We start from the raw sequence: 23479 nt of genomic DNA on the forward strand, positions 1-23479 counted from the left end.
GTCCCTAGATATACCCCAGGTATACTCCAGATATGCTCCAGACTTTTCTATAATAATTAAGTCATTCCCGTCATCGAAAACAGCCCGTGACTACCACTCCCCTCTCTCCAAGTTCAACTGTTCAGGTTCCCGATGCGCTAGGTCGTTTTGGACGCTTCGGCGGTAAGTATGTGCCTGAAACGCTGATGCCTGCGCTTGCTGAATTAGAAACAGCTTATCAACGATACCGCAATGACCCTGGTTTTCAAGCAGAATTACAGCAGTTGTTACGGGATTATGTAGGACGCGCCACACCATTGTATTTCGCTGAACGCCTGACTACTCATTATGCCCGACCCGATCGCACCGGGCCACAAATTTATTTAAAGCGCGAAGATTTAAATCATACTGGCGCTCACAAAATCAATAATGCCCTTGGTCAGGTATTGTTGGCGAAACGCATGGGTAAGCAACGGATTATTGCCGAAACGGGTGCTGGACAACATGGAGTTGCTACAGCCACAGTTTGCGCTCGTTTTGGGCTGGAATGCGTAATTTATATGGGCGTTCATGATATGGAACGCCAATCTTTAAATGTGTTTAGAATGCGGTTGATGGGGGCAGAAGTGCGTCCGGTGGAAGCGGGAACGGGAACCCTGAAAGATGCCACTTCTGAAGCAATCCGCGATTGGGTAACAAATGTGGAAACAACTCACTACATCCTGGGTTCAGTAGCAGGGCCCCATCCTTACCCGATGATGGTACGCGATTTCCATGCAGTAATTGGTCAAGAAACTCGCGCCCAAGCAATGGAAAAGTGGGGCGCACTTCCTGATATTCTCTTGGCTTGTGTAGGTGGTGGTTCCAATGCGATGGGACTCTTCTATGAGTTTATTAATGAGTCTTCTATCCGGTTCATTGGGATTGAGGCCGCCGGAGAAGGTGTTAATACCGAAAAACACGCAGCAACCTTGACAAAAGGACGAGTTGGTGTCTTGCACGGAGCAATGAGTTATCTATTACAAGATGAAGATGGGCAAATCATTGAGGCCCACTCAATTAGTGCGGGGTTAGATTATCCGGGTGTGGGGCCAGAACATAGCTATTTGAAAGACACTGGTCGCGCTGAATACTATAGTGTGACGGATGCAGAAGCTTTGGCAGCATTCCAGAGATTATCGAAATTGGAAGGGATTATCCCGGCATTGGAAACAGCCCATGCGATCGCCTATCTCGAAACCCTATGTCCCCAACTAAGCGGTAGTCCCCGAATTGTCATAAACTGCTCTGGACGCGGTGATAAAGATGTACAAACGGTAGCCAAGTTATTAGAACAATCGTAAATTTACGTAAAATATTTGGAAGAGAGCAATGATGGCGCAACAATTCCAGCACGCTATGCTACCGCAACCCACTCACGATGAGTTGGCACGCCAAAACTTCATGCAAAGTCTGAAAATGCACATTTTCAGGAATATTGCTCCTGGAAATAAGGTAGTTTATGAAAAACTAGCCAAGCCGAAGTTTGAACAAAAACATCAGCGTCCTCCCCAAAATCGTCATGAAATTCGGGAAGCAATGCAGCATGAACCCTACTACCGATGGACTAGTGCCCTCAAGCGCATCAACCAGGAAATATTATGGGATGCTGTAAATACTAGTGTTGACAGACAACTGCCAGAGTTGATTGAGCGTGCCAAAGATCGGGGTGGTGAACTGGGTACTTTAACCCTCGACCCAAATTTTAAAATACCTAATCATCAAAAGGCTGTAGATATTCACTGTATGCCCGGAGGATATCACAGTGAATTCACTGCTGACGATCTAGCTGCTGGCGCAACTTACGATCGCGGCGTTTACGTTTATGGTCTGGGTTGGTTGGGGCCCCTTAACAATGATATGGGGCTATCTATAGTCCAAAACTACCTTCTGCCAGAGTATCCCGACTTTCGACCTAGAAAAATTCTCGATATGGGATGTTCTATTGGTAATAGCACATTACCCTACGTAGATGCTTACCCAGATGCAGAAATTCATGCCATAGATGTAGGCGCACCCATGTTGCGTTATGCTCATGCAAGAGCCGAAGCCTTGGGCAAAGGGGTACACTTCTCACAGCAAAATGCCGAGCATACTAACTTCCCAGATGAATCATTTGACTTAGTGGTTTCTCACATTTTGCTGCATGAAATTCCCCCGCCAGTCGTCCGTAAAGTTATGCAAGAATCTTATCGTCTACTGGCTCCTGGCGGTATGATGCTCCATCTGGAAGCACCCTTGTATCGTCACATGGATGTGTATACACAGTTCATTTTTGATTGGGAAACCGCTAACAACAACGAACCATTCTGGAGTGCTGTCCGCGATCTAGATTTGGTGACGCTAGCGACTGAAGCAGGTTTTGCCGCAGATAAGACATTCGAGAAGTTTGTCCCTAATGGGGCATGGAAAGCAAAAGTCAATAATGATGGCAACTCAGGTAGCCAAGGCAGTTGGTTTGTAGTCGCGGCAACGAAGTAAATACCAATTCGTAATTTGGAATTGAGAAAGTCAGATTTTATCTGGGTTTCCCTCTTTTCTGTGTGTAGTCTTATTTTTGGAGAATTGGTATATGGTAAAAACAGCCAAAGGTAAACGACCTGTTTACTTAGAAAATCCGCAAACGGATAAATTGTTAGCGATCGTTATGGCTTTGACTGGTGAGGTGTCCGTACTGCATGAGCGGCTAGACACCATTGAACGGTTGCTAGAGGTTAAAGATGTTTTATCGCCTACTGAGATTGAAGCTTACCAGCCGGATGCCAAGGTAATTAAGGAGCGGGAACAGTGGCGTGCAGAATATATTGCACGCGTGTTGCGCGTGGTGCAGGAAGAGTTAGAACCTCTCAATCAAAGCTAGTTGCACAAAGGTTTTAGTGAAAAAAATTATGCTATTTATATAAAACAATCATACTAATGGTAGAGGAAAGTTTTTTATAAACAGCACGATCTTTTCGTAAAATTGTGAATTTAAACGTTTGCTGGCAGTTTTTGCACATAAAACTGGCATAAAGAGAGGTATATAGACCTATAACCAATTTGTCAGATTGACACTACTTTGGTTAGATTGTCTGGAACTTTACTTTCAGCAAGTGATTAAAACAACAATCTACACTGTTATTTTAGGTACGATTGTTCTCAGTAGTGGAGCGATCGCGACTCCTGTGAAAAATCCAAATTTTACACCCATGTTATCAAACGTATCAAGGGCTACTTTCAAAATGGCAGCATCTAGTATTATCAACACTGCTGCTCTAGAACAGTCGGTTTTTATCCAAATTAATAACTATAGAACTTCCCAAGGGCTACCAGCACTGACTCGTAATGCTGCGATCGATAATCAAGCTAGGATTCACAGTCAGGATATGGCTAATGGGAAAGTTCCCTTTGGACATACAGGATTTTCAGAGCGTATTCAAGCAATCGGTATTTCTTACACAGCAGCTGGTGAAAATGTCGCTTACAACCAAGGATATAGCGATCCAGCCACGATCGCTGTTCAAGGCTGGCTCAAAAGTCCAGGGCATCTAGCCAATATAAAAGGCAATTATGACAAAACGGGGATTGGTCTTGCTGCCACCAGTACAGGCAAAGTCTACTTTACACAAATTTTCCTTCGCTGATAAGTTTAGCAAAATTTAGATTTTTTCTGAAATTCCCCAAACTTCAGTCTGTTGACAAAGCTTTTGTTAGATGTGGAAAAATGTAATTTCCGTGACACTTTTCTATTGAATACTAGATTATTTTTTAGTAATTCATGAAAATCTTAAATTATCAGCAAAAATAACCGTGATTCTATGAAGCCGATCTATTGAAATATTGACAATTGGAAATGATTATTTGTACTTCCCGTAAGGGATGTAGCCAAATTGCCGAAATTCATCAACCCTTAATAGTATCGTGGTATATATCGTCGGAACAATAAGTTAGAGTAGAAGTCTTATATCTCTACACATAACGCAATTCTCCATGTTCCGACAAACTGCTTTTGGCATCGCTTTAAGTGCGCTTGTCCTTGCTAGTGGATTAACGACTGTTCCGATACCAAATTATCCTTCTACAAATACATCCACCCGTAATAAGCTGTTGTCGCTCTTTTCCAGTCAGGTTGCAATATCGACTCCTACTTTTAAAACTACTGAGTTAGAAAAATCAGTTTTTGAGCAAATTAATCGATATCGGGCTTCTAAAGGACTGCCAAAGTTGACCCTCAATGCAAATATTACTCGACAGGCAAGAATTCATAGTCAAAATATGGCTAAGGGTAAAACCCCATTTAGCCATCAGGGATTTGAAAAGCGAGTTAAAGCTGTCCCTCTTCGCTACAACAGTGCGGCGGAAAATGTTGCTTTCAACCGGGGATATAGTAACCCTGTGGAGGAAGCTGTGACTGGTTGGATCAATAGTCCGGGACATCTAAAGAATCTTAAAGGCAATTACAACCTCACTGGAATTGGCGTTGCGACTAATAATCAAGGGGAAGTCTACCTGACACAAATATTTTTTCGCACTAGGTAGATTTAATTTCTGATTTTTTTGCACAATGATAATGTAGTGTCTGACAAGACTTTTATCTGCTAGACACTGCTATTATTTTTGAACAATTCATGACATTACAAGATTTTCAGGTGAGCGATCGCGATCTCAGTGACGCAGCCCTTGGACAGTATTTAGAATCAACAGCGATCGCAGTTGATACAGAAACGATGGGATTATTGCCGCAGCGCGATCGCTTGTGTCTCGTCCAACTGTGCAACCTAGAAGGGAAAGTCACTGCAATCCGCATAGCCAAAGGACAAGACAACGCCCCAAATTTAAAAAAACTCTTGGAAGGGGCCAATGTCGTAAAAGTATTTCACTTTGCGCGTTTTGACCTTGCCACTTTGCGAGCTAATCTGGGGATTCAGGTTAACCCGGTTTTTTGCACCAAAATCGCCAGTAAGTTAGCCCGTACTTACACAAATCGCCACGGACTCAAAGATGTAGTGCAAGAGTTAGAAAAAGTGGAACTCGATAAAAGCTCCCAAAGTTCTGATTGGGGTAATGCCACTAGCTTATCTGAAGCTCAACTGAGTTATGCTGCCAATGATGTGCGCTATTTACTTAGCGTGCAACAGAAGTTAACAGAAATGCTCAAACGAGAGGAACGTTGGGAAATTGCTCAAGAATGTTTTGAATTTCTGCCAACAATAGTTTCCTTGGATTTATTGCAATTTAAAGATTTGTTTGAACATTGATCGATTAAATGGGCATTGTTCTGTTGGTGGAAGCGGCACGGTTATCCCGTTCCCAGTGCTGAGTAAAGAAGTGAGATTCCCTACTCAGCATAATTTTCTAAGTTCTTGTTGGTCTAAGAGCCAACATTGGAATCATCTCTGTCTGTGGAATTTTTAGATTCTTTAATGCCTTCTTTGAGGTTACTAGCTCCCTCTTGAATGCTTTCTTTGACGTTACTAGCTCCTTCTTGAATGCCTTCTTTAAGGTTACTAGCTCCCTCTTGAATACCTTCTTTGAGGTTACTAGCTCCTTTTTTAATGGCTTCTGTGGTGCTAGTGCCTCCCTTTTGCAGATTCTCTTGGTGATTTTTTAGCCGATCTACAACGTTGTAGTCATCTGCACCTGCGGGAGTTTTTGATTCAACAATACCTTCTGTTGGACCACCGATCGCTTTCCATGCCTCAAGACCACCTTTGAGTTGGGAGACATGCTGAAATCCATTAGAACGAAGTTGCTGTGCGGCTTGGGCAGTTTCTTCTTCGTTAGCACCGTAAACGTAGATATCACGGCTTTGATCCAAAGAAGGCACTGCACGCTGTACCAATTCATCTATTGGCATGGGCATTGCTCCCATAATGTGACCTTGGTTGAAGGTATTGCGATCGCGCACATCTAGGATTGTAAAAGCTGGTTCGCCCCATTCTAGACGAGACTTCAGGACATGAGCATCAGATTGTGCTTCTATTGGTTGTTGTGGGGGAATGATGCCGCCGACTAAATTGTTTACCATAACTTTTCCTTGTTGATGATAAAAGCAATCTAACGGATTCAACATATTTAATTGCTCTTTCTCTGGGATGAATATCCTCAAACTATTTCTTTAGATAGACTGGATAATTGAAATATTTTCTGCCATTTAATCCATTGCCAATATAGACAAAATATACTAGCTAGAGGAAAAGTTTTTTCTTAACTTGATTAAATATATTTTGAAGTTACATTTTTGAGTTTTAACTATTTAAACACATTATAAAGATATCTAAAGTGACTAAATTTTCTACCTAATTAATCAAAAATATTCAGCCATCTTTCTAGGAATTACGTACCTTTTCTATATCTGCGATCTCTAACAATAATGTCTCTTCAATCTATTTCCGCATTATTGGATTTACACCAGCACCACTATTAAGGCAATCTACCAATAATTTATTCACATCATAATTATGATGTGCGCCTTAGTCGTTACCTCAAATGCCACATTCTCAGTTAAGCCAGCAACCTTTTACCAAAATAATCCTAACTGTTGACAAATTTGTACAAAACAAGAGCGGGAAACCAATTCACCTGCAAAAAATTTGGAACCTGGTTGACCTGTAAGACCTAAAGCTATGACTCCAAGTTTTGTCTGTTAAAGCTGTTTTTGCTGCCCTTATACCTTCTGGTGATGCTCTGAGTCCTTGGCTTGTCATAGTCTCAAGCTGAAACTTGTAGTATAGTGTATGCTTAGAAGGCTAGCTACATGTAAATGCACGCTGAGTAAATTTTCGTAGTCCCTCTTCAGAAGGAGATACCCATTGCTTAAAGTCCGGTTGAGTAGGTAGAGTTGAAAATCTAGATTGGCTTGTGGCTAGGTTTGTAAGCCTTTGTGAAAAACTAATCAGTCAGGGAATGCGTTATTTTTCCAGATTTGTATCAACTGCTGTAGTATCTTGTTTCTGTCTAGAATATTTGTGGTTGTAAAAATGCTCTTCAATTACACTTAATCTTAAGTATAAAAGTCAAAAAATATCCACTAAGAAATCAAAATTATACAAAAATCATACACAAACTATACATTTTATCGGCATTCCACTAGCTGAACTTTTCATAAACTTCATGGAAAATTAATTGTACACAAGTACTACAGTAGCGATCGTACTCAGCAGAGACGCGCGTGAATCCCCTCTCAACAGAAACACGTATTGCAAAACTGGCGCAACAGCGAATCGCCCAATCTACAAATAGGCAGCATTATGGTTATGATTACCGCGACTACTCCCAAAATTATGATTGTTGATGACGACTTCGGTGTGAGAAATCTCGTTCATCGTTATTTGAGTCGGAAATATCAAATAGAGGCGGCAGCAGATGGTAAAACTGCCTTATCAATGTTTGAGCAATTCAACCCAGCTTTAGTAATTCTGGATTGGAATTTGCCGGATGCTAACGGTTATAGCCTCTGCCAAGAAATGCAGAGTCGTACTAATGTTTTAGTACTGATACTGACTAGTAGGACTGATGAGGCTGATAAAATTAAAATCTTGAGTGCAGGGGCTGATGATTTCATGACTAAACCGTTTAGTCTTGCAGAAATAGAAGTTAGAGTAGAAGCTCTTTTGAGGCGGATACGCTACATCAACCCTTCACCAACACAACGAATCATTTTTAAGCATCTAGTAATTAATCCAGAGGGTCGGGAGGTAACACTTAACGATAAGCCTCTCGCTTTAACAGCGCTGGAATTTAATATTTTACATTTTTTGGCAAGTCATCCCAATCAAGCTTGGAGTCGCCCACAGTTAATCCAAAAAATCTGGGGTTGCGACTACATAGGAGATGGCCGGGTGGTTGATGTGCATATTGGTCAGCTTCGCAAGAAGATGGAAGTCGATCCTAGCGTACCAGAGTTTATTAAAACTGTACGCGGCTATGGTTATAAGTTTGAAGCTATCGACGAAAATACTACTTCCTGAGCTTTCCAATTTTAGGGGTAGTTTATAACAAAGAATGACTCATCTGAGTCAGCATTAGTTTTATTGTTTACTTAAATACTTTTACTGAGGCTTGACCGTATAACTTGCGTTAGTTTGGGGCGTTGATACAAACTGATTTGGTGATTTTGTGTCTGCTCAAGCCTTAGACAGTAACTTTATTGCTTTTAATATATCGTCTCAAAATAAGTTCCAACAAAATCAAAATGTACAAAGCTTATCCGAAGTTTCGCCTATAGGTAAAATTTGGGACAAGCACAGAGCTAATACTGATAAAGTCTTGCATTATTACGCCAAAGTAGACGAACATTGTTTTCAGCAGTATGCTTGGCGGATGAGAATATGTTCCGAGTTGCTGAAGTTTCAATTAGTGCCAGAGGCATCGGAAGGTATTCTCAAGTTAAAGCTATCAGATGCCAGATTCTGTAGAGTTCGTCATTGTCCGGTTTGTCAGTGGCGGCGATCGCTAATGTGGAAAGCAAGAGCTTATAAAATTCTCCCACAGGTTGTAATTGATTACCCCAAGTACCGTTGGCTATTTGTCACCTTGACTGTAAAAAATTGCCAGATTGAGGAACTCAGGGAAAACTTGGATTCGATGAATAAGGCTTTTAAGCGATTTACTGAATTGAAAGTATGGCCTGGGAAAGGTTGGGTGAAATCCATAGAAGTAACTAAAGGTAGAGATGGAGTCTCAGCACACCCGCATTTACATATTTTGGTAATGGTGCCGCCTTCGTATTTCAGTCATGGCTATCTATCTCATGCCAAATGGATAGCGTTGTGGCAGCAGTGCTTACGGATTGATTACCAGCCAATTGTTCATATTAGCGCGATCGCAAAGCATCATAACCCATCACTACTTATCCCAGAAATTCTCAAGTATCAGGTGAAAGAGTCAGATTTAGTGGGTGATAGAGAATGGTTTCTAGAGTTAACCCGTCAACTGCATAAAAGTAGAGCGATCGCTGTTGGGGGTATACTCAGGCAGTATATGCGCGAATTAGAGGAGAAAAACCAAGACCTCATTGATGAAAGTGAAGAGACAGATGAGGTGGATGGAGAAAGTTTGTATTTCCGATGGGAGCGCAAGTTACAAAGATTTAATATAGAGTGACATCAGCGATACAAGAACAGCCTCATAATCCTTACATGAAAAGGACTACATAAGTTTAGAACTGTAGAAACTGTGGCTTAATCCGGCGAAAGGACAAAGACCAGCGATCAGATACAACCGGAAGTAGTTCATGGAGAATACTAGAATCAAACTGGATAACCTGACCATCTTCAAGGTGATATTCGTCTTTCCCAATGCGGAAAGTAGCACGTCCAATATTGACTAATGCTACCAGAGGTTCAAAAACGGGGTGGTCATAGTGTGGTTTCATGCCAACACCTGGACGATAATGGCAGAGTAAGGCACAATCCCATCCTGGAAGAATGCGATCGCCAAGTCGATTAACCGTCTCATCCCAATGTCCTTTCTTAATTACCGCAGGGTGTACTAGTATTACCTCGTTTCCAAACCATTTGTGAGTTCGACCAAAAGCAATCTTACTAGAAGGCATTGACTTCATATTAGATTGATATTCACACCAGTCACGAAAGCTTTTAAGATCGAAACCAAAGTCTTCAATGTTATCAAAATTCATAATTAGCTCCTAAAAATCAAAAAATCTTCAACCCAAAATGAACAAAAAAAAGGAAGTCCTATCCACTCAACGAGTAAACAACTGGATTTCCTCACTTTAATCAGGCGTTAGCCTCTTATTTCTCTAACTCAAAAAGCACAAACAAATAAATACCAGCCACCCAACGAGGGGATGACTGGTTAAATTGCCTTTACTTGAAGCTAGTAAATAGCTTCGATGATTTAGTTGTAAAATCTCAAAATAGATTGGCAAAAATAACAATGACTAATCCAAAGCCTATTCGCACAGTTCGTCGGGGAAGAATATTCCCTGATATTCAGTGGTCAGAAGAAAAAAAATCTCAATGGAAAGCTCAACAAGAGGCATTTTACCAACGCTGTAAAGTTATTTTTGACCGAGTTAAACCAGAGTTAATCAAAACTCACTACAACTGGTATATGGCTGTTGAGCCTGAAAGTGGAGATTATTTCATTGATACAGATGAATTAACTGCTATAAATAAGTCTCGCCAGTATCACCCGAATACTCCGGTGTTTATATTTCGGATTAATGAAACAGGAATAGCTGGCACAATATGATTCAAGGCAGCTTTGGTGATGAGGAACAGCTATTCTTTGAAATAGAGTTAATTACTGCTGATGGTTTAGAATTACCTGTCGATGCCATGCTAGATACAGGATTTTCAGGCTGGCTAGCCATTGACAAGCAGGATTTAGAGGAATTTGATTGGGTGTATTTAGGTGAACGAAATATGCAACTAGCAAAGGGGGAAGCAAAGTTTGATATCTACGCTGGAAAAGTGCGAATAGATGGACAAGAGTTTAATATCCCTGTTTATGCAGGTGATGGAGTTTCAGAAGTTTTACTCGGTCGTGAGTGGCTCAAAAATCGACGGTTGGTAGTGGATTTATCAGCAGGATTGTTAACCCTAGAAAACAGTTGAGAAAAATAAATTGGTAAAGTATAAGAGCGAGTGATTTAAACTATCCTTAAGAAATCACCTCATGCTGACTTCACTGTTAGGGACTCGCGTAAAAATAAAATACCAGCTAGACAATCTGTATGAAGTAGAAGATTCCAAAATTTCATTGGTACATTATTAAACCGCAAGTCCCTTACTGCTAGCTGTAATCCCAATGCATCCAGTAATTTACTTAGACAATAAAATTCAATTTCTCCTTGCTCAGATAACATCAAGTCAAGTTGCTCATAGGATTGCTTAACTGGCGCTGGAAACCGATCAATTCCACCCTGTGCCTCAATCACATTTTTGAGTGCTTTTCCTAACATTTTAGGATCGCCCTCTTCTAGAACTACTTCGATATAAGATGCTGCTTCTAATGGATCTTGGAGATGTTTAACTAGTCCTTCGTGATAGCTTGCACTTCTAGGCATTATCTCTACTCCTATAGTCTTTCCAATATTCCTGAGCTTTACCAATATCTTCTTTCTGAGTGCTTTTATCTCCACCACACAAAAGAATAATAATTGTTATCCCTTCTTGTCCAAAATATATGCGGTAGCCTTGCCCATAGTCGATTCTCAATTCAAAAACACCTTCTCCAACTTACTTACAATCACCTAAATTACCATCTTCAACTCGGTCAAGTCTGGCTCTTATTTTAGCTTTTGCTCTTCTATCTCGCAGAGAATCAAGCCACTCATCAAAAATATTTTTTCCATCTACTGTTCAGATAATTCCTAATTTCTCTTGGTTGGACTTCCATGATTCTTTCGACAAGTCTAGTTATAAATCATGAAATAATTCATAGTTTTCTCGCCGCCAATCTTTGACTAACCAACTCAGCCGCTAAATGTATCGCTGCTTTCATACTCGTAGCATCAGCAATTCCCTTACCTGCAATATCAAACGCTGTTCCATGATCTGGGGAAGTCCGAACGAAAGGAAGACCTATAGAAGTATTAACTGCCCGATCGAACGCCATCAGCTTCACAGGAATTAAACCTTGGTCGTGATAAAGTGCCAAATAAGCATCAGCAGGATTTTTTACTACAGAATTTCCATACCAAGCTTGACCAGGTTTAACCCACATCGTATCTGGCGGTATTGGCCCATCTAGCTGTAATTGTGGTCGTTTTTGCCGCTCTTGCTCTAACCAGGGAATTAACCAATCTTGCTCTTCACGTCCAAGTTGCCCCTGTTCGCCACTGTGGGGATTTAAACCTGCGATCGCAATTCTCCCATTTTCTATCCCAAAATCTCTCTCCAAACACTCCACCAGCAAATCCAATTTTTGTGTCAACAATTGCGGTGTCAATGTATCCGCTACTTGACGTAGGGGAATATGTGTGGTAGCTAGTATTGTGCGGAGTATCCAACCAGTATAGGGCGATCGCGCTACAAATAACATCCCAAAACGCTCAACACCTGACTTTTGCGCTAAAAGTTCCGTTTGCCCTGGATAATTATACCCTGCGGCTTTCCAAGCAGATTTAGCGATTGGCCCCGTGACTATCCCATCAAATTTACCAGCAAGTGTTTGAGCGATCGCATATTCCATATAGGCAAAACTAGCCGCACCACTCGCCGCATTACCTATTCCTGGGATAATTTGACCTTTAATTTCTTCATCCAACTGCACATCACTAACAGACAACTCTTCTGGATTTGCCAAAGGTGCTAAATTCTCGATTAAATTCAATTTGCGATCAGTCTGTGTCAGCAAATCCCAGCTACCTACTACTGTTACGTCGTATTTTTTACTAATTTCCGGTTCTGCTAAAGCTTTCAAAATCACTTCCGGCCCAATCCCCGCCGGATCTCCCAGCGTCAGCGCCAAACGCGGGCGGTTATCTGGGCGAGAATTTACTAAGTTATCTTGGTTATTTTGATACATAAAATTTATTCATAATAATTATCATCAAGTTTTCTCGCATTTCCCTATCTTTCCCGCTCCCCAGTAGGGATTGCCCCCCAAGCCAGTAGGGATTACTTGCTAAACTAGTTTAAAATTATTTACACGGGTCTAATCCTACAGTAACTATTGAAAAGCTTCTGCTAGACCTAGTTTACACACACTAATTTGCATAAGGAGAATCACACTAATGGGCGGCGAAATTTTGAATGCAGCTGTATTGTCCTTCGGTTTAATCTTCGTAGGCTGGGGCTTAGGTGCTTTGTTACTGAAAATTCAGGGCGGAGAAGAATAATTGAGTGCTGAGTGCTGTTAGCGGGGCGTTTAGCCCGTGCTGAGTTAGGAGTTAGTAATTATTCCCCCTCATCCCCCTTATCTTTCCCCACTCCTCACACCCTTCTTTCTAAAAGTTCTGTTCGCCCTAAGTGGGCATTCATGCTTTTTGCTAACTGGGAAAAAAGCTTGTCCGTCTAACGGACAGCCATTTTCCCGTGAGTTTTTCCATTAAAAATGATTTTCTGAGAAAAGATGTAAACTTTTGTTTGCATAGGTTATTCTGATAACATTCTTTTCATAAAACATTAAAATTTATTACAAACCTCATGACATTATTAATCGTCGGTGCCACTGGCACCTTAGGAAGACAAGTGGCTCGTCGTGCAATCGATGAGGGATATAAAGTGCGCTGCCTCGTGCGGAGTAGCAAAAAAGCAGCTTTTCTCAAAGAATGGGGTGCGGAACTCGTACCGGGAAATTTGCGTTACCCCGATACCCTAGCGGAAGCTTTAGTTGGTGTAACCCAAGTTATTGATGCCTCAACATCTCGCCCTACGGATTCACTGAGTATCAAGCAAGTTGACTGGGAGGGCAAAGTAGCATTAATTCAAGCAGCAAAAGCAGCAGGTATAGAACGTTTTATCTTCTTTTCAATTTTGGATGCCGATAAATATCCAGAAGTCCCACTAATGGAAATTAAGCGATGTACAGAATTATTCTTAGCTGAATCAGGCTTGAATTATACCATCTTGCGGCTAGCTGGTTTTATGCAAGGGTTAATTGGTCAGTATGGAATTCCAATTTTGGAAGCACAGCCAGTTTGGGTGACAGGTAATTCTTCTCCCATTGCCTATATGGATACTCAAGACATTGCTAAGTTTGCAATCCGCGCATTGAGTGTGCCCGAAACGGAAAACCAAGCTTTTCCTGTAGTTGGTACTCGTGCATGGAGTGCGGAAGAAATCATCAACTTATGCGAACGCTTATCTGGAAAAGATGCCAGGGTAACGCGGATGCCAATAAGCGTACTGCGTGCCGTGCGGGGCTTAATGCGGTCTTTTCAGTGGGGATGGAACGTAGCAGACCGGTTAGCGTTTACAGAAGTATTGGCTAGTGGAAAACAGCTAAATGCTTCAATGGATGAAGTATACACAGTGTTTGGCTTAGATCCGCAACAAACCACAACTCTAGAAAGCTATCTCCAAGAGTATTTCAGTCGGATTATGAAGAAGCTCAAAGAGGTGGACTACCAGAAAAATAAAAATAAAAAGCAGAAACCTAAAAAAACTCCTTTTAAACAGTCTTCAAAAGCTAATAGTCAATAGTAATTACAAAACACACATTAGTCATGAAACTCTACACTCTGAATATTTGATTCCAGATTAATGACTACATGACCAAAAATGTGTAAGGATTATCGAAAACTTAGGTAAAAGCCCCGTCCTTCTAGGACAACTTTAATTCTCTAAATTTGTCTTGAAAGTTTCCGGGGATTGGTATAATCAAACAATATCACAGGTAGAATAACCGCTAGCACAAATGGATAACCAACCCCAATACGACTGGCTAGGAAATAATAATGGTTAGTGGGCGGCGAAAACCACGATAAACATAGCTGGGGTAGCAAACGCTCACCCATACCAGAAAAGTCAAAAACTTGTTAATTAAGCGTACCGTGGGGCACACGGAAACAAGGGGAGAAATCCTCTAAAGCTTGGGGAGATAAGCCCTCTGGGGCTGTCTAAATTAGGCTCGAAACTTGGTTCAATTGAACGGGTTTTTGGTTTAAGTAATGCCGAAAGGCTAGGCAGTTTAAAGGTGTATCAATGAACCAAGAATCCTCATGCTTTCAAGCTGGGGAGTGTCAAATAATACAAAGCATCGCCTAAACTTGGATATTTGAGTGTGCCGAAAGCAGGCATTATCTACAATGACGTTAAACCGATAGCGGGTCGTGTCGCTATCGAGTTGAAAGACAAGCTAACCGCAGCTGGTTGGGATGTGTGTATCACATCCAGTATCGGTGGAATATTGGGCTACTCTAATCCAGATAGTCCTGTATGCCACACCCCCATTGATGGTCTAACGCCCCCTGGTTTTGACTCAGATATGGAGTTTGCAGTGGTGTTAGGGGGAGACGGCACTGTTTTAGCAGCGTCTCGTCAGGTAGCCCCCTGTGGTATTCCACTATTAACAGTGAATACCGGTCACATGGGATTTTTGACAGAAACTTTCCTGAATCAATTGCCCCAAGCACTAGAACAGGCAATGACAGGTAAGTATGAAATTGAAGAACGAGCCATGCTCACCGTCAAAGTATTTCGGGGGGATGCAGTGCTGTGGGAAGCCCTGTGCTTGAATGAAATGGTTTTGCACCGGGAACCTTTGACCTCTATGTGCCATTTTGAAATTGCCATAGGTCGTCATGCACCAGTAGATATTGCGGCGGATGGTGTGATTGTTTCTACACCTACTGGTTCCACAGCTTACTCATTGAGTGCTGGTGGCCCAGTGGTGACTCCTGGCGTACCTGTTTTACAGCTAGTACCCATTTGTCCCCATTCTCTAGCTTCTAGAGCATTGGTATTTCCAGATACTGAATCGGTCAACATTTACCCAGTCAACATTCCTCGCCTGGTGATGGTGGTAGATGGTAATGGAGGGTGCTATGTCTTCCCAGAAGATAGAGTATATATGGAGCGATCGCAATATACTGTCCGATTTATTCGCTTGCAACCCCCTGAGTTTTTCCGAATTTTGCGAGAAAAATTAGGTTGGGGTTTGCCACATATCGCCAAACCAACTTCGGTAGAATTGCCGTAGTTATTGGGAATGGGGAATGGGGCATTGGGCATTGTTAAAGAGACAACTGAGCAAACAGAAAATTATTTCCCCATTCCCCGTTTGCTGATTTCCTGCCAGAATTACTGGTGTACGGATAGGTATTTGGAGTGAGTTATTAAGATTGCATCGAAGAATTCGATGGCTGACACCTGAACGTGCTAAAACATCCTTAACAGCGTGTCAAATCAGGGTCGATCCATCACTAAAAACTCGTAATTGCACTTTATAACTGATGTAAAGATTTTCTCTGGAATATCTTTACAATCCCAAATCCAATATCCCAAATTGTTATGACAGTTGCTCTAAGTCCCTGTGTTTTGGTGATTGAAACCGATGAGAGCCTAGCAAATCAGCTTTCTTGCGATTTGCAAGAAGCTGGCTATGAATCAATTTTGGCTCATGATGCTACCAGTGGTTTGCAATACTGTCGCGATCGCCAACCTGCTTTAATTGTTTTAGACCGGATGCTAGCAGGAGAATCAGGACTCTCATTGTGCAAAAATCTGAGAAGCACTGGTATGCGATCGCCTGTGTTGGTTTTAATGGCAAGAGATACCGTTGACGATCGTGTAGCTTGTCTAGAAGCAGGAGCGGATGATTACATCCTCAAGCCTTACCGCTCAGAAGACTTTTTAAAGTTAATTCGCCTCTACTTAAAACCTGATGTGGATACCACGGAGCAATTGCGCTTTGGGGATCTAATTTTAGACATCGCAACTCGCCGTGCTATCCACGGGGGACGGGCAATTGACTTGACAATGAAGGAATTTGAACTATTAAAATTCTTAATGGAACATCCCCGTGAGGTGTTAACTCGCGAACAAATTTTAGAAAATGTTTGGGGTTATGACTTTCTGGGTGAGTCAAATGTCATTGAAGTGTACATCCGCTACTTGCGCCTCAAAATTGAAGATGAAGGTCAAAAGCGCCTTATTCAGACAGTGCGCGGCGTAGGTTACGTTTTAAGAGAATCCTAGTACAGAATGCCTACTTTTGACAATTGGCTCAAGTGCATTGTCTAGTTATAGAACTTACGTAAAACTACAGGCGGTAGGGTCAATTCATGAATTGCCTCTACCTAATAATAAAAGTTTTGACTATTATTTGCGTAAGTCCTGGTTAATTGAGGCTAAAAAAGGCTGTGGATTACGCGACAAATAAAAGCCGTAGGTTTTATAGCTTAAATTCTGTAAAATTGAAATCTAAATCACAAAATCAAAAAGAATTATGACTCGTTGGCTGGGTTTACTCTCGATGTTGCTGAGTATTTTGTTGATGGGTTGTTCTGTACCAACAACAGCTAAACCTCCAACCCCTACGCCTGGTTCTCAAACTCCAGCACCAGAGAGTTTAGGCCAAAAACTACCAATTTCTGCTAAAGCCATTGTTCCTAATGGAACAATTATTCAGCTAGAAGTGGCGAAGACACCACAACAGCAACAGATGGGGTTGATGTATCGACCAGCTTTACCAGATAACCGGGGGATGCTGTTTGGGTTCTCTTCTCCACAATCAATTAGTTTCTGGATGAAGAATGTACCTGTAGCCTTGGATATGGTATTTTTACGGGACGGTGTAGTTAAATATATTCAAGCTGCTGCACCTCCTTGTGCAAGTGAGCCTTGTCCTACTTATAGTCCCAACACACCAATCGATAAGGTAATTGAACTTCGCTCTGGAAGAGCTGCCGAATTGAAGTTGAAAGTAGGCGATACTGTCAAAATTCAGTATTGAGACTTAGGTCTATTGTATTGCGGGGATAAAGATTTGGATGATTCCTCTGTTCAGAGCCTATACTACCGAAGTATGTGTTTTTTTTGTAAAAAATGTCACGTGTTGTAGCAAAAAAGTCATCTGTAACGCTACTATTTAAAAACTGTGGTAATGATGTAAAATTCTACTGTCTCCAAGCTGAAATCGCAGTCTTAAAGTTTGGTTGTAAAAATATTCCCTTGGGCGCAAGTGTAAATAGTCGCCAATAAGAGAGTATAGGCTATGGAATCTTTATTACTACATGTGTCATTAAATAAAGCACAAAAGCAAACAAGATGGAGCCAATTTAATTCAGTAAAAATGCTGCTTGAGAATCGAGCAGATGATTTGTACGAAAAGTTCTATTTCTCAGACTCTCTATAATAAGCCTGTCTTAAAGGCAAATTTCAAAAACTGTGCTGGGGTGTATAGCCGATAACGGCAAAGTGACAGATAAAATACTGGCTACTGGCTACCAAGCAATGGTGAACTCATATATGACAATACATTCGTCACAAGGAGGTGAGATCGAAATGTCACCATCGAAATATTCTCGACTGATTAATTTTTTGCAAGAAGATTTGGCAATTTCCACGGCATCGCTGGCGGTTGCACTACGCCATCGGGAGCAAGACCCAGGACCTTTGGCAATGATTCTTTGGCAGTATGGTTTGATTACTCTAGAGCAGTTAGAACAAATTTATGATTGGCTGGAGACGGCATAGATGATGCCAATTTTAGATTTTGGATTTTGGATTAAAATTCTCTAGCAAATGGTTGTTATTGGAATCTCAAGCCTTAATACTATCTAGGGCAACTTGGTATAATTTAGGAAAACTAAAGCATGTCACATCAACTCTAATCTATACAAAGATTGATATATAAGTTTATTAACTCTGACGGTTTATACTCATTTATATACAAATAAAAAGAGCAAGTTAAATTATTAACTCGCTCTTTTTATTTAGTTCGGATTAATTAAGACTGACTAAACACTTTAACTGCTGCTGCTATACCAGAACCAGGGGTGAAGTCTTCGTAGCCAAGTTCTGTTAGGGTAACTTCTAAGGATGCTATACAGCTAAGAATATCGCGATCGCTCACAAAGCCCAAGTGACCAATACGGAAAATCTTATTACTCAAATGGTCTTGACCACCGGCTAGGGCAATATCAAAGCGTTTTTTCATCAATGACCGAATCTTATCAGATTCAATTCCCTGTGGTGCTACAGCTGTAATTGCTGGACTAGCAGAACTATCTGCCGCAAACAGGGGTAAATTCAACCCTTGAATGGCGGCGCGGGTAGCATTTTTCAGTCGTTCGTGTCGAGCAAATATTGACTCCAAGCCTTCCTCTTTCATAATTCGTAACGTGGTGTGCAGCGCTACGATCAAGTTCACTGGGGGAGTAAATGGAGTGGTATTTTTGGCTGTGGCTTTGCGATATTTGCCTAAATCCAAATAATATTTCGGTAGCTTCGCAGTTTTGTAAGCTTCCCAAGCTTTGGGACTGACAGAGACAAAACCCAATCCTGGCGGAATCATATAACCTTTTTGGGAACCGGAGGCGACTATATCCAAACCCCAAGCATCCACGGGGAGATTGAATGCACCCAAGCTGGTGACGGCATCAACGATAATTAAAGCTTCACCGTGTTCTTTGACATGGCGGTTGATAGCTTCTAAGTCATTCAACACACCCGTCGAGGTTTCGCTGTGAGTAATAATTACAGCTTTAATTTGCTTTTGGGTATCTGCTTGGAGTTTTTCGGCAAATACTGAGGGGTCTAATGGTTTTCCCCATTCCACCTTAACTTCTTCTACATTCAAACCGTAGGCTTGGCCAACTTCTACCCAACGTTCGCCAAATTTACCATTAGAGCCAACTAAAATGCGATCGCCTGGAGAAAGAAAATTAATTATTCCGGCTTCAACAGCACCCGTACCACTGACATTTAATGTCAGCACATCACTTTGAGTTTGATGCAGCCACTTGAGGTTTTCCGTTACCTCTGCCAATATGTTGCTAAATTCACTGGTACGGTGTCCAATCGGATGCTTGGCTAATGCCAGTAAGGCAGCTTCTGGCACCGGGGTTGGGCCTGGAATCATTAGCATCAGCTTATCGTTCATGTGTCTATCCTAAAAGTCAAATAAAAGTCAAAATTGTGGGAAGTTGGTTTATTCTGGTAGCGAATTCTAGATATTTACCTACAAATTACACTCAGATGACCATCAGTCTTGTTGTATATTTTCCAAATCCATAGGAAAAGTATCGTGGGAGTTAATCATCGGTCAGCTTGACCTTTGCAATTTATACGAGACTCCAACTTAGATAAAACCTCTGTTCTAGGCAATCTTACCATACACTTAGACACCAGGCTAAGACCTTGGTTGTAGGTGAGTGCCGATTGGAGACTAGCGGGAATCGTCGGTGAAAAAGCTATGTTTTGTTTCAACAAAGGAAGTAACCGCCTACACTATGCGGAAGAGTTGGATGTCGCCGTTTGCGAAGATATAAAAGATACCAAACCCAAACTTTTCAATCTGCTTTCGTGGAGGATTGATTCTTGAATTGCGATTCTCTAAGGAATACCTCTATCTATTGAGGAGGTGATGATTTATTTCAGTCTAAATCGCTTTTATATCAATATCCAAGCCATTTATAGCTTACTGAATGATGATTTTTAACTGATAATTTCCGCTTCATTTGCCACCAAATTTGAGATATCTATGCTACTAGTTGCTGTACATCTTGAAATCGTACCCAGTGGTAGATGATAGCTAATCAACTATCCGTTTTTATACTACACTTAGAAATTTGCTACATTTGTGCTTAGTTTTATTAGTTACTATTCATGGTGAGTCGTTTTTAACTAGTGTTCAGTTTATAAACTGTCACTCACCAGATCCCTTGTTTTCTCGTAAAAGAGATATTCTTAGTTAGTGCAAGGAGTGATACCATTTCACCAGATGTTTGTCACAAGTTATCCCCGCAATGCTCCCTGTTTAGGGGGTGTTGCAGATTTCAAATGTTGCATCAAACGGGTGAGTTGGTATAAGCTTTTACGGGGAAGCGCTTGAGTGAGCAAAACTCTCAAGCGCTTTTTCGTGTATAAATAAGATAGTCCAACTATCTGGACGATAATCCAATTAATAATATTTTTACTTATAGATTTAAGTAATTGTTTCATCTAAGATTTATCTGATAACTCAACTCACACTTATCCAGTTAGAAGATGGCACGATTATTTACATTGAAGCCACAAATAAGGGTAGAGTGTTTATTTTCTAACCAACTGGAAAAGAAAACTCAGCAATCATGAGTCAGAATATTGATGCTGCCAAAATTTCTATTATCATTGCGGCTATTAATGAAGCGAGGAATATTAAAGAAACAATTGCTACTACTCAAAGCCGTCTAAATATAGAAGTCATTTTAGTAGATGGTGGCTCTCAAGATGATACTGTAGCGATCGCTCAGTCATTAGGTGTCAAAGTTATCTCATCATCTCCCGGTCGGGCTGTGCAAATGAACGCGGGTGCTGTAGCGTCTGGCGGTGAGATTCTGCTATTTCTCCATGCAGATACCCGTTTACCGACTGGGTTTGATGAGATGATTTGCACAGCGCTCCAACAGCCTGGGACTGTAGCTGGTGCATTTAATTTGCGGATTGATGCCCCACTTTTGAGTTTAAGGTGGGTGGAGTTGGGTGTAAAGTGGCGATCGCATTTTTGCCAAATGCCCTACGGCGACCAAGCAATTTTTTTAACCAAGGAATCATTTCAGCAAATTGGTGGTTTTCCTGAATTGCCTATTATGGAAGATTTTGAACTCATCCGTCGGTTAAAAACCATCGGACGCATTGTAATTATCTCTACACCAGTTATTACTTCAGCGCGTAGATGGTTGCAGAAGGGAGTATTCAAAACTACACTACTTAATCAATTAGTAATTATTGCTTATCTACTCGGCGTTTCACCTGAGCGAATTCGTAGCTGGTATCGCCGAGAAAAATTTAAGGGAATTAAACTGTTTCTCATGTAGGTAGTATATCTTAGGGGCATTGGATTGGAGGTGTAGGTTTGAAACTTGAGCCTCAGAAGGTCAACGTCGAGCCTCAGAAGGTCAACATCGAGCCTCAGAAGGTCAACATCGAGCCTCACGAAAGTCAACATTGAGCCTCAGAAGGTCAACGTCGAGCTTCAGAAGGTCAACATTGAGCCTCAGAAGGTCAACATTAAGCCTCAGAAGGTCAACGTCGAGCTTCAGAAGGTCAACATCGAGCCTCAGAAGGTCAACATCGAGCCTCAGAAGGTCAACATTGAGCTTCAGAAGGTCAAATTTATAAAAATGAAGAAGCGTTTATTAACTTCCAAACTTAAACTGCTACTCCTAAGTTGCCTAATTCTCACTCTAATAATTGTCGCTAAACAGTTGAACATTCAGGGACTTCTACAGACCTCAGTCATTTGGGTTGAGAGTCTTGGAATTTTAGGGCCTATCGCTTACATAGTTATTTACAACTTGGCAACATTACTGTTTATACCAGGTTCCCTCTTAACGCTCGAAGGTGGTTTTCTGTTTGGAGTATTTTGGGGGTCAATATATGTGCTAATTGCTGCAATGCTTGGAGCAACCTTGGCTTTTCTCGTTGGCCGCTACCTTTCGCGAGATTGGGTTTCTCGACAAATGGACAAACATCCTAAATTTAAAGCGATTGATTTAGCAGTTGCTAAAGAAGGATGGAAAATTGTCTTGCTAACTCGTCTCTCTCCCGTTTTTCCTTTCAATTTATTGAATTACGCTTTTGGAGTAACACAGGTTTCTCTGAAAGACTATATATTAGGTTCCTTTGGGATTATTCCCGGTACTGTAATGTACGTTTATATTGGTTCTTTAGCTGGTAATCTTGCCACGATTAACACGACTAATCAACCAACTACTCCAGAAACTCAAGTTTGGCAATGGGTAATGCGAGTAGTTGGGTTAATTGCTACCGTTGCCGTAACGGTCTATATCACAAAAGTAGCTCAAAAAGCATTAGCTCAAAGTGTAGCAATCCAAGAAATAACAATCCATGACAAAACTAACAATCATTCAGATATTTAAAAGTATTGATTTCAAATACTTGCAGAAGTTTTTTAGTCTAAGTACATTAATATTATTGATATTGGTAAGCGCTTTTTTATTAAATACAGACTCGGCTTTTGCCCAAGAATCTCTAAATCCAAATTCTTTTAATCCCCAAGCTATTTTACGCGAAGCCTTGCAGTGGATTGATAGCTTGGGTGCGTTGGGAGCCATAGCTTTTATTGCCATTTATATTATCGCTACCGTCGCTTTTTTCCCAGGTTCTATTCTCACCTTGGGAGCGGGTGTAATTTTTGGTGCAGTTTGGGGTTCTCTCTACGTATTTATCGGTGCGACCCTTGGCGCTACTGCTGCTTTCCTTGTGGGACGTTATTTAGCAAGGGGCTGGGTCGCTGGTAAAATCGCAGATAACAAAAAATTTGCCGCTATTGACCAAGCAGTTGGTAGAGAAGGATTAAAAATTGTCCTGTTAACGAGACTCTCACCCATATTTCCTTTCAATTTATTAAATTATGCCTTTGGCATCACGGGAGTATCACTTAAAGATTACTTCATCGGCTCTGTAGGCATGATTCCCGGAACTATTATGTACGTTTATATAGGTTCCCTTGCAGGTAATTTAGCCATGATTGGTACTGAAGCTCAACCTACCAACCCAACTTTACAATGGGTAATTCGGATTTTGGGTTTGATTGCGACAGTCGCCGTTACAGTTTATGTCACCCGAATTGCACGCAAAGCTTTAGAAGAGGAATTGTAGGACAGCATAATTGTGCTACCCCACTGTGGTCTATTCAACAGCAAATTGCTGTAAATTATCGATTGTTGAAAGGTTTATACAGGAAAGCTTCAATCGAATCTGTCAATTCCCAAACGGACAAAACAACTCAAAGGCTGTATTCCTTATTAAACAAGCATAAAAAATAAAAGACTGAGCCGCCTTAATTTATCAGGATTCCTAATTTTGAATTCCCCAAAAGGCAGTTGACTTTAGTATTT

Annotated in this window: 23 protein-coding genes and 2 pseudogenes; 19 read left to right on the forward strand and 6 right to left on the reverse strand. The window is 41.2% G+C overall.

Annotation, left to right across the window (positions count from 1 at the left end):
• The first annotated feature begins 86 nt into the window (after window positions 1–86).
• The 6 genes from trpB (at window position 87) to CDG77_RS18950 (ending at window position 5255) form a co-directional block, all read left to right on the forward strand.
• Window positions 87–1322 (forward strand): tryptophan synthase subunit beta, encoded by a 1236-nt coding sequence (gene trpB, locus CDG77_RS18925; protein WP_094330887.1) that lies wholly within the window; start codon window positions 87–89, stop codon window positions 1320–1322.
• 28 nt (window positions 1323–1350) lie between these two features.
• Window positions 1351–2499 carry a class I SAM-dependent methyltransferase gene (locus tag CDG77_RS18930; RefSeq protein ID WP_094330888.1) on the forward strand — a complete coding sequence of 383 codons (1149 nt, stop codon included), beginning with the start codon at window positions 1351–1353 and terminating at the stop codon, window positions 2497–2499.
• Between the two features lie 91 nt (window positions 2500–2590).
• On the forward strand, window positions 2591–2878 hold the full coding sequence (locus CDG77_RS18935; RefSeq protein WP_094330889.1) for a hypothetical protein: 288 nt from the start codon (window positions 2591–2593) through the stop codon (window positions 2876–2878).
• 232 nt (window positions 2879–3110) lie between these two features.
• The gene (locus tag CDG77_RS18940; protein ID WP_094330918.1) at window positions 3111–3641 is read left to right on the forward strand and encodes a CAP domain-containing protein; all 531 of its coding nucleotides are present in this window, start codon (window positions 3111–3113) and stop codon (window positions 3639–3641) included.
• Between the two features lie 346 nt (window positions 3642–3987).
• Window positions 3988–4536 carry a CAP domain-containing protein gene (locus CDG77_RS18945; RefSeq protein WP_094330890.1) on the forward strand — a complete coding sequence of 183 codons (549 nt, stop codon included), beginning with the start codon at window positions 3988–3990 and terminating at the stop codon, window positions 4534–4536.
• A gap of 89 nt (window positions 4537–4625) precedes the next feature.
• Entirely contained in the window at window positions 4626–5255 is a 630-nt protein-coding gene (locus CDG77_RS18950) for a ribonuclease H-like domain-containing protein (RefSeq protein WP_094330891.1), read from the forward strand.
• A gap of 323 nt (window positions 5256–5578) precedes the next feature.
• On the opposite strand, the pseudogene CDG77_RS18955 reads toward CDG77_RS18950, so the two are convergent.
• Window positions 5579–6025 (reverse strand): annotated as a pseudogene (locus CDG77_RS18955) (rhodanese-like domain-containing protein); the annotation flags it as partial.
• Window positions 6026–7247: 1222 nt separating this feature from the next.
• On the opposite strand from CDG77_RS18955, the gene CDG77_RS18965 reads away from it, so the two are divergent.
• Together CDG77_RS18965 and CDG77_RS18970 are read left to right on the forward strand one after the other, a co-directional pair.
• On the forward strand, window positions 7248–7967 hold the full coding sequence (locus tag CDG77_RS18965) for a response regulator transcription factor (RefSeq protein ID WP_094330892.1): 720 nt from the start codon (window positions 7248–7250) through the stop codon (window positions 7965–7967).
• A 148-nt stretch (window positions 7968–8115) separates the two neighbouring features.
• Window positions 8116–9102: a protein rep gene (locus CDG77_RS18970; protein WP_094330893.1), complete on the forward strand. Its 987-nt coding sequence runs from the start codon at window positions 8116–8118 to the stop codon at window positions 9100–9102.
• Between the two features lie 55 nt (window positions 9103–9157).
• Here the strand turns inward: CDG77_RS18970 and CDG77_RS18975 are convergent, their stop codons facing one another.
• Window positions 9158–9637: a hypothetical protein gene (locus CDG77_RS18975; protein WP_094330894.1), complete on the reverse strand. Its 480-nt coding sequence runs from the start codon at window positions 9635–9637 to the stop codon at window positions 9158–9160.
• Window positions 9638–9897: 260 nt separating this feature from the next.
• On the opposite strand from CDG77_RS18975, the gene CDG77_RS18980 reads away from it, so the two are divergent.
• Both CDG77_RS18980 and CDG77_RS18985 read left to right on the forward strand, forming a co-directional pair.
• Window positions 9898–10215 carry a hypothetical protein gene (locus CDG77_RS18980; RefSeq protein WP_094330895.1) on the forward strand — a complete coding sequence of 106 codons (318 nt, stop codon included), beginning with the start codon at window positions 9898–9900 and terminating at the stop codon, window positions 10213–10215.
• Window positions 10212–10580, forward strand: coding sequence for an aspartyl protease (locus tag CDG77_RS18985; RefSeq protein WP_094330896.1), 369 nt, complete (start codon window positions 10212–10214; stop codon window positions 10578–10580). Before CDG77_RS18980 ends, CDG77_RS18985 begins: the two co-directional genes overlap by 4 nt.
• A 59-nt stretch (window positions 10581–10639) precedes the next feature.
• On the opposite strand, the gene CDG77_RS18990 is transcribed toward CDG77_RS18985, so the two are convergent.
• From CDG77_RS18990 to pdxA, 3 genes and pseudogenes are all read right to left on the reverse strand, one after another.
• Complete coding sequence (locus tag CDG77_RS18990) at window positions 10640–11032, reverse strand: helix-turn-helix domain-containing transcriptional regulator (RefSeq protein WP_223269877.1); 393 nt, start codon at window positions 11030–11032, stop codon at window positions 10640–10642.
• Window positions 11025–11364: pseudogene (locus tag CDG77_RS18995) on the reverse strand (type II toxin-antitoxin system RelE/ParE family toxin). Before CDG77_RS18995 ends, CDG77_RS18990 begins: the two are co-directional and overlap by 8 nt.
• 39 nt (window positions 11365–11403) lie before the next feature.
• Entirely contained in the window at window positions 11404–12495 is a 1092-nt protein-coding gene (pdxA, locus tag CDG77_RS19000) for a 4-hydroxythreonine-4-phosphate dehydrogenase PdxA (protein ID WP_094330897.1), read from the reverse strand.
• Between the two features lie 208 nt (window positions 12496–12703).
• On the opposite strand from pdxA, the gene petM reads away from it, so the two are divergent.
• The 6 genes from petM (at window position 12704) to CDG77_RS19030 (ending at window position 18110) form a co-directional block, all read left to right on the forward strand.
• A complete protein-coding gene (gene petM, locus CDG77_RS19005) occupies window positions 12704–12808 on the forward strand; it encodes a cytochrome b6-f complex subunit PetM (protein WP_094330898.1) in 105 nt (34 codons plus the stop codon).
• 307 nt (window positions 12809–13115) lie between these two features.
• Window positions 13116–14114, forward strand: a complete 999-nt coding sequence (locus tag CDG77_RS19010; RefSeq protein ID WP_094330899.1) for an SDR family oxidoreductase — start codon at window positions 13116–13118, stop codon at window positions 14112–14114.
• Between the two features lie 580 nt (window positions 14115–14694).
• Entirely contained in the window at window positions 14695–15612 is a 918-nt protein-coding gene (locus tag CDG77_RS19015) for an NAD(+) kinase (protein WP_094330900.1), read from the forward strand.
• 311 nt (window positions 15613–15923) lie between these two features.
• Entirely contained in the window at window positions 15924–16610 is a 687-nt protein-coding gene (gene nblR / locus CDG77_RS19020; protein ID WP_094330901.1) for a response regulator transcription factor NblR, read from the forward strand.
• 250 nt (window positions 16611–16860) lie between these two features.
• Window positions 16861–17367 carry a DUF192 domain-containing protein gene (locus tag CDG77_RS19025; protein ID WP_094330902.1) on the forward strand — a complete coding sequence of 169 codons (507 nt, stop codon included), beginning with the start codon at window positions 16861–16863 and terminating at the stop codon, window positions 17365–17367.
• Window positions 17368–17882: 515 nt separating this feature from the next.
• Window positions 17883–18110, forward strand: coding sequence for a DUF2949 domain-containing protein (locus CDG77_RS19030; protein WP_094330919.1), 228 nt, complete (start codon window positions 17883–17885; stop codon window positions 18108–18110).
• Between the two features lie 253 nt (window positions 18111–18363).
• Here the strand turns inward: CDG77_RS19030 and CDG77_RS19035 are convergent, their stop codons facing one another.
• Window positions 18364–19518, reverse strand: a complete 1155-nt coding sequence (locus CDG77_RS19035; protein ID WP_094330903.1) for a pyridoxal-phosphate-dependent aminotransferase family protein — start codon at window positions 19516–19518, stop codon at window positions 18364–18366.
• Between the two features lie 1189 nt (window positions 19519–20707).
• On the opposite strand from CDG77_RS19035, the gene CDG77_RS19045 reads away from it, so the two are divergent.
• The 3 genes from CDG77_RS19045 (at window position 20708) to CDG77_RS19055 (ending at window position 23240) form a co-directional block, all read left to right on the forward strand.
• Window positions 20708–21433, forward strand: coding sequence for a TIGR04283 family arsenosugar biosynthesis glycosyltransferase (locus CDG77_RS19045; protein WP_094330905.1), 726 nt, complete (start codon window positions 20708–20710; stop codon window positions 21431–21433).
• A 306-nt stretch (window positions 21434–21739) separates the two neighbouring features.
• Window positions 21740–22498, forward strand: a complete 759-nt coding sequence (locus CDG77_RS19050) for a TVP38/TMEM64 family protein (protein WP_094330906.1) — start codon at window positions 21740–21742, stop codon at window positions 22496–22498.
• Window positions 22467–23240: a TVP38/TMEM64 family protein gene (locus CDG77_RS19055; RefSeq protein ID WP_094330907.1), complete on the forward strand. Its 774-nt coding sequence runs from the start codon at window positions 22467–22469 to the stop codon at window positions 23238–23240. The genes CDG77_RS19050 and CDG77_RS19055 overlap by 32 nt, the downstream gene beginning before the upstream one ends.
• Window positions 23241–23479: the final 239 nt, after the last annotated feature.

Origin of the sequence: Nostoc sp. 'Peltigera membranacea cyanobiont' 213, from assembly GCF_002245975.1 — a bacterium.
Taxonomy (GTDB): domain Bacteria; phylum Cyanobacteriota; class Cyanobacteriia; order Cyanobacteriales; family Nostocaceae; genus Nostoc.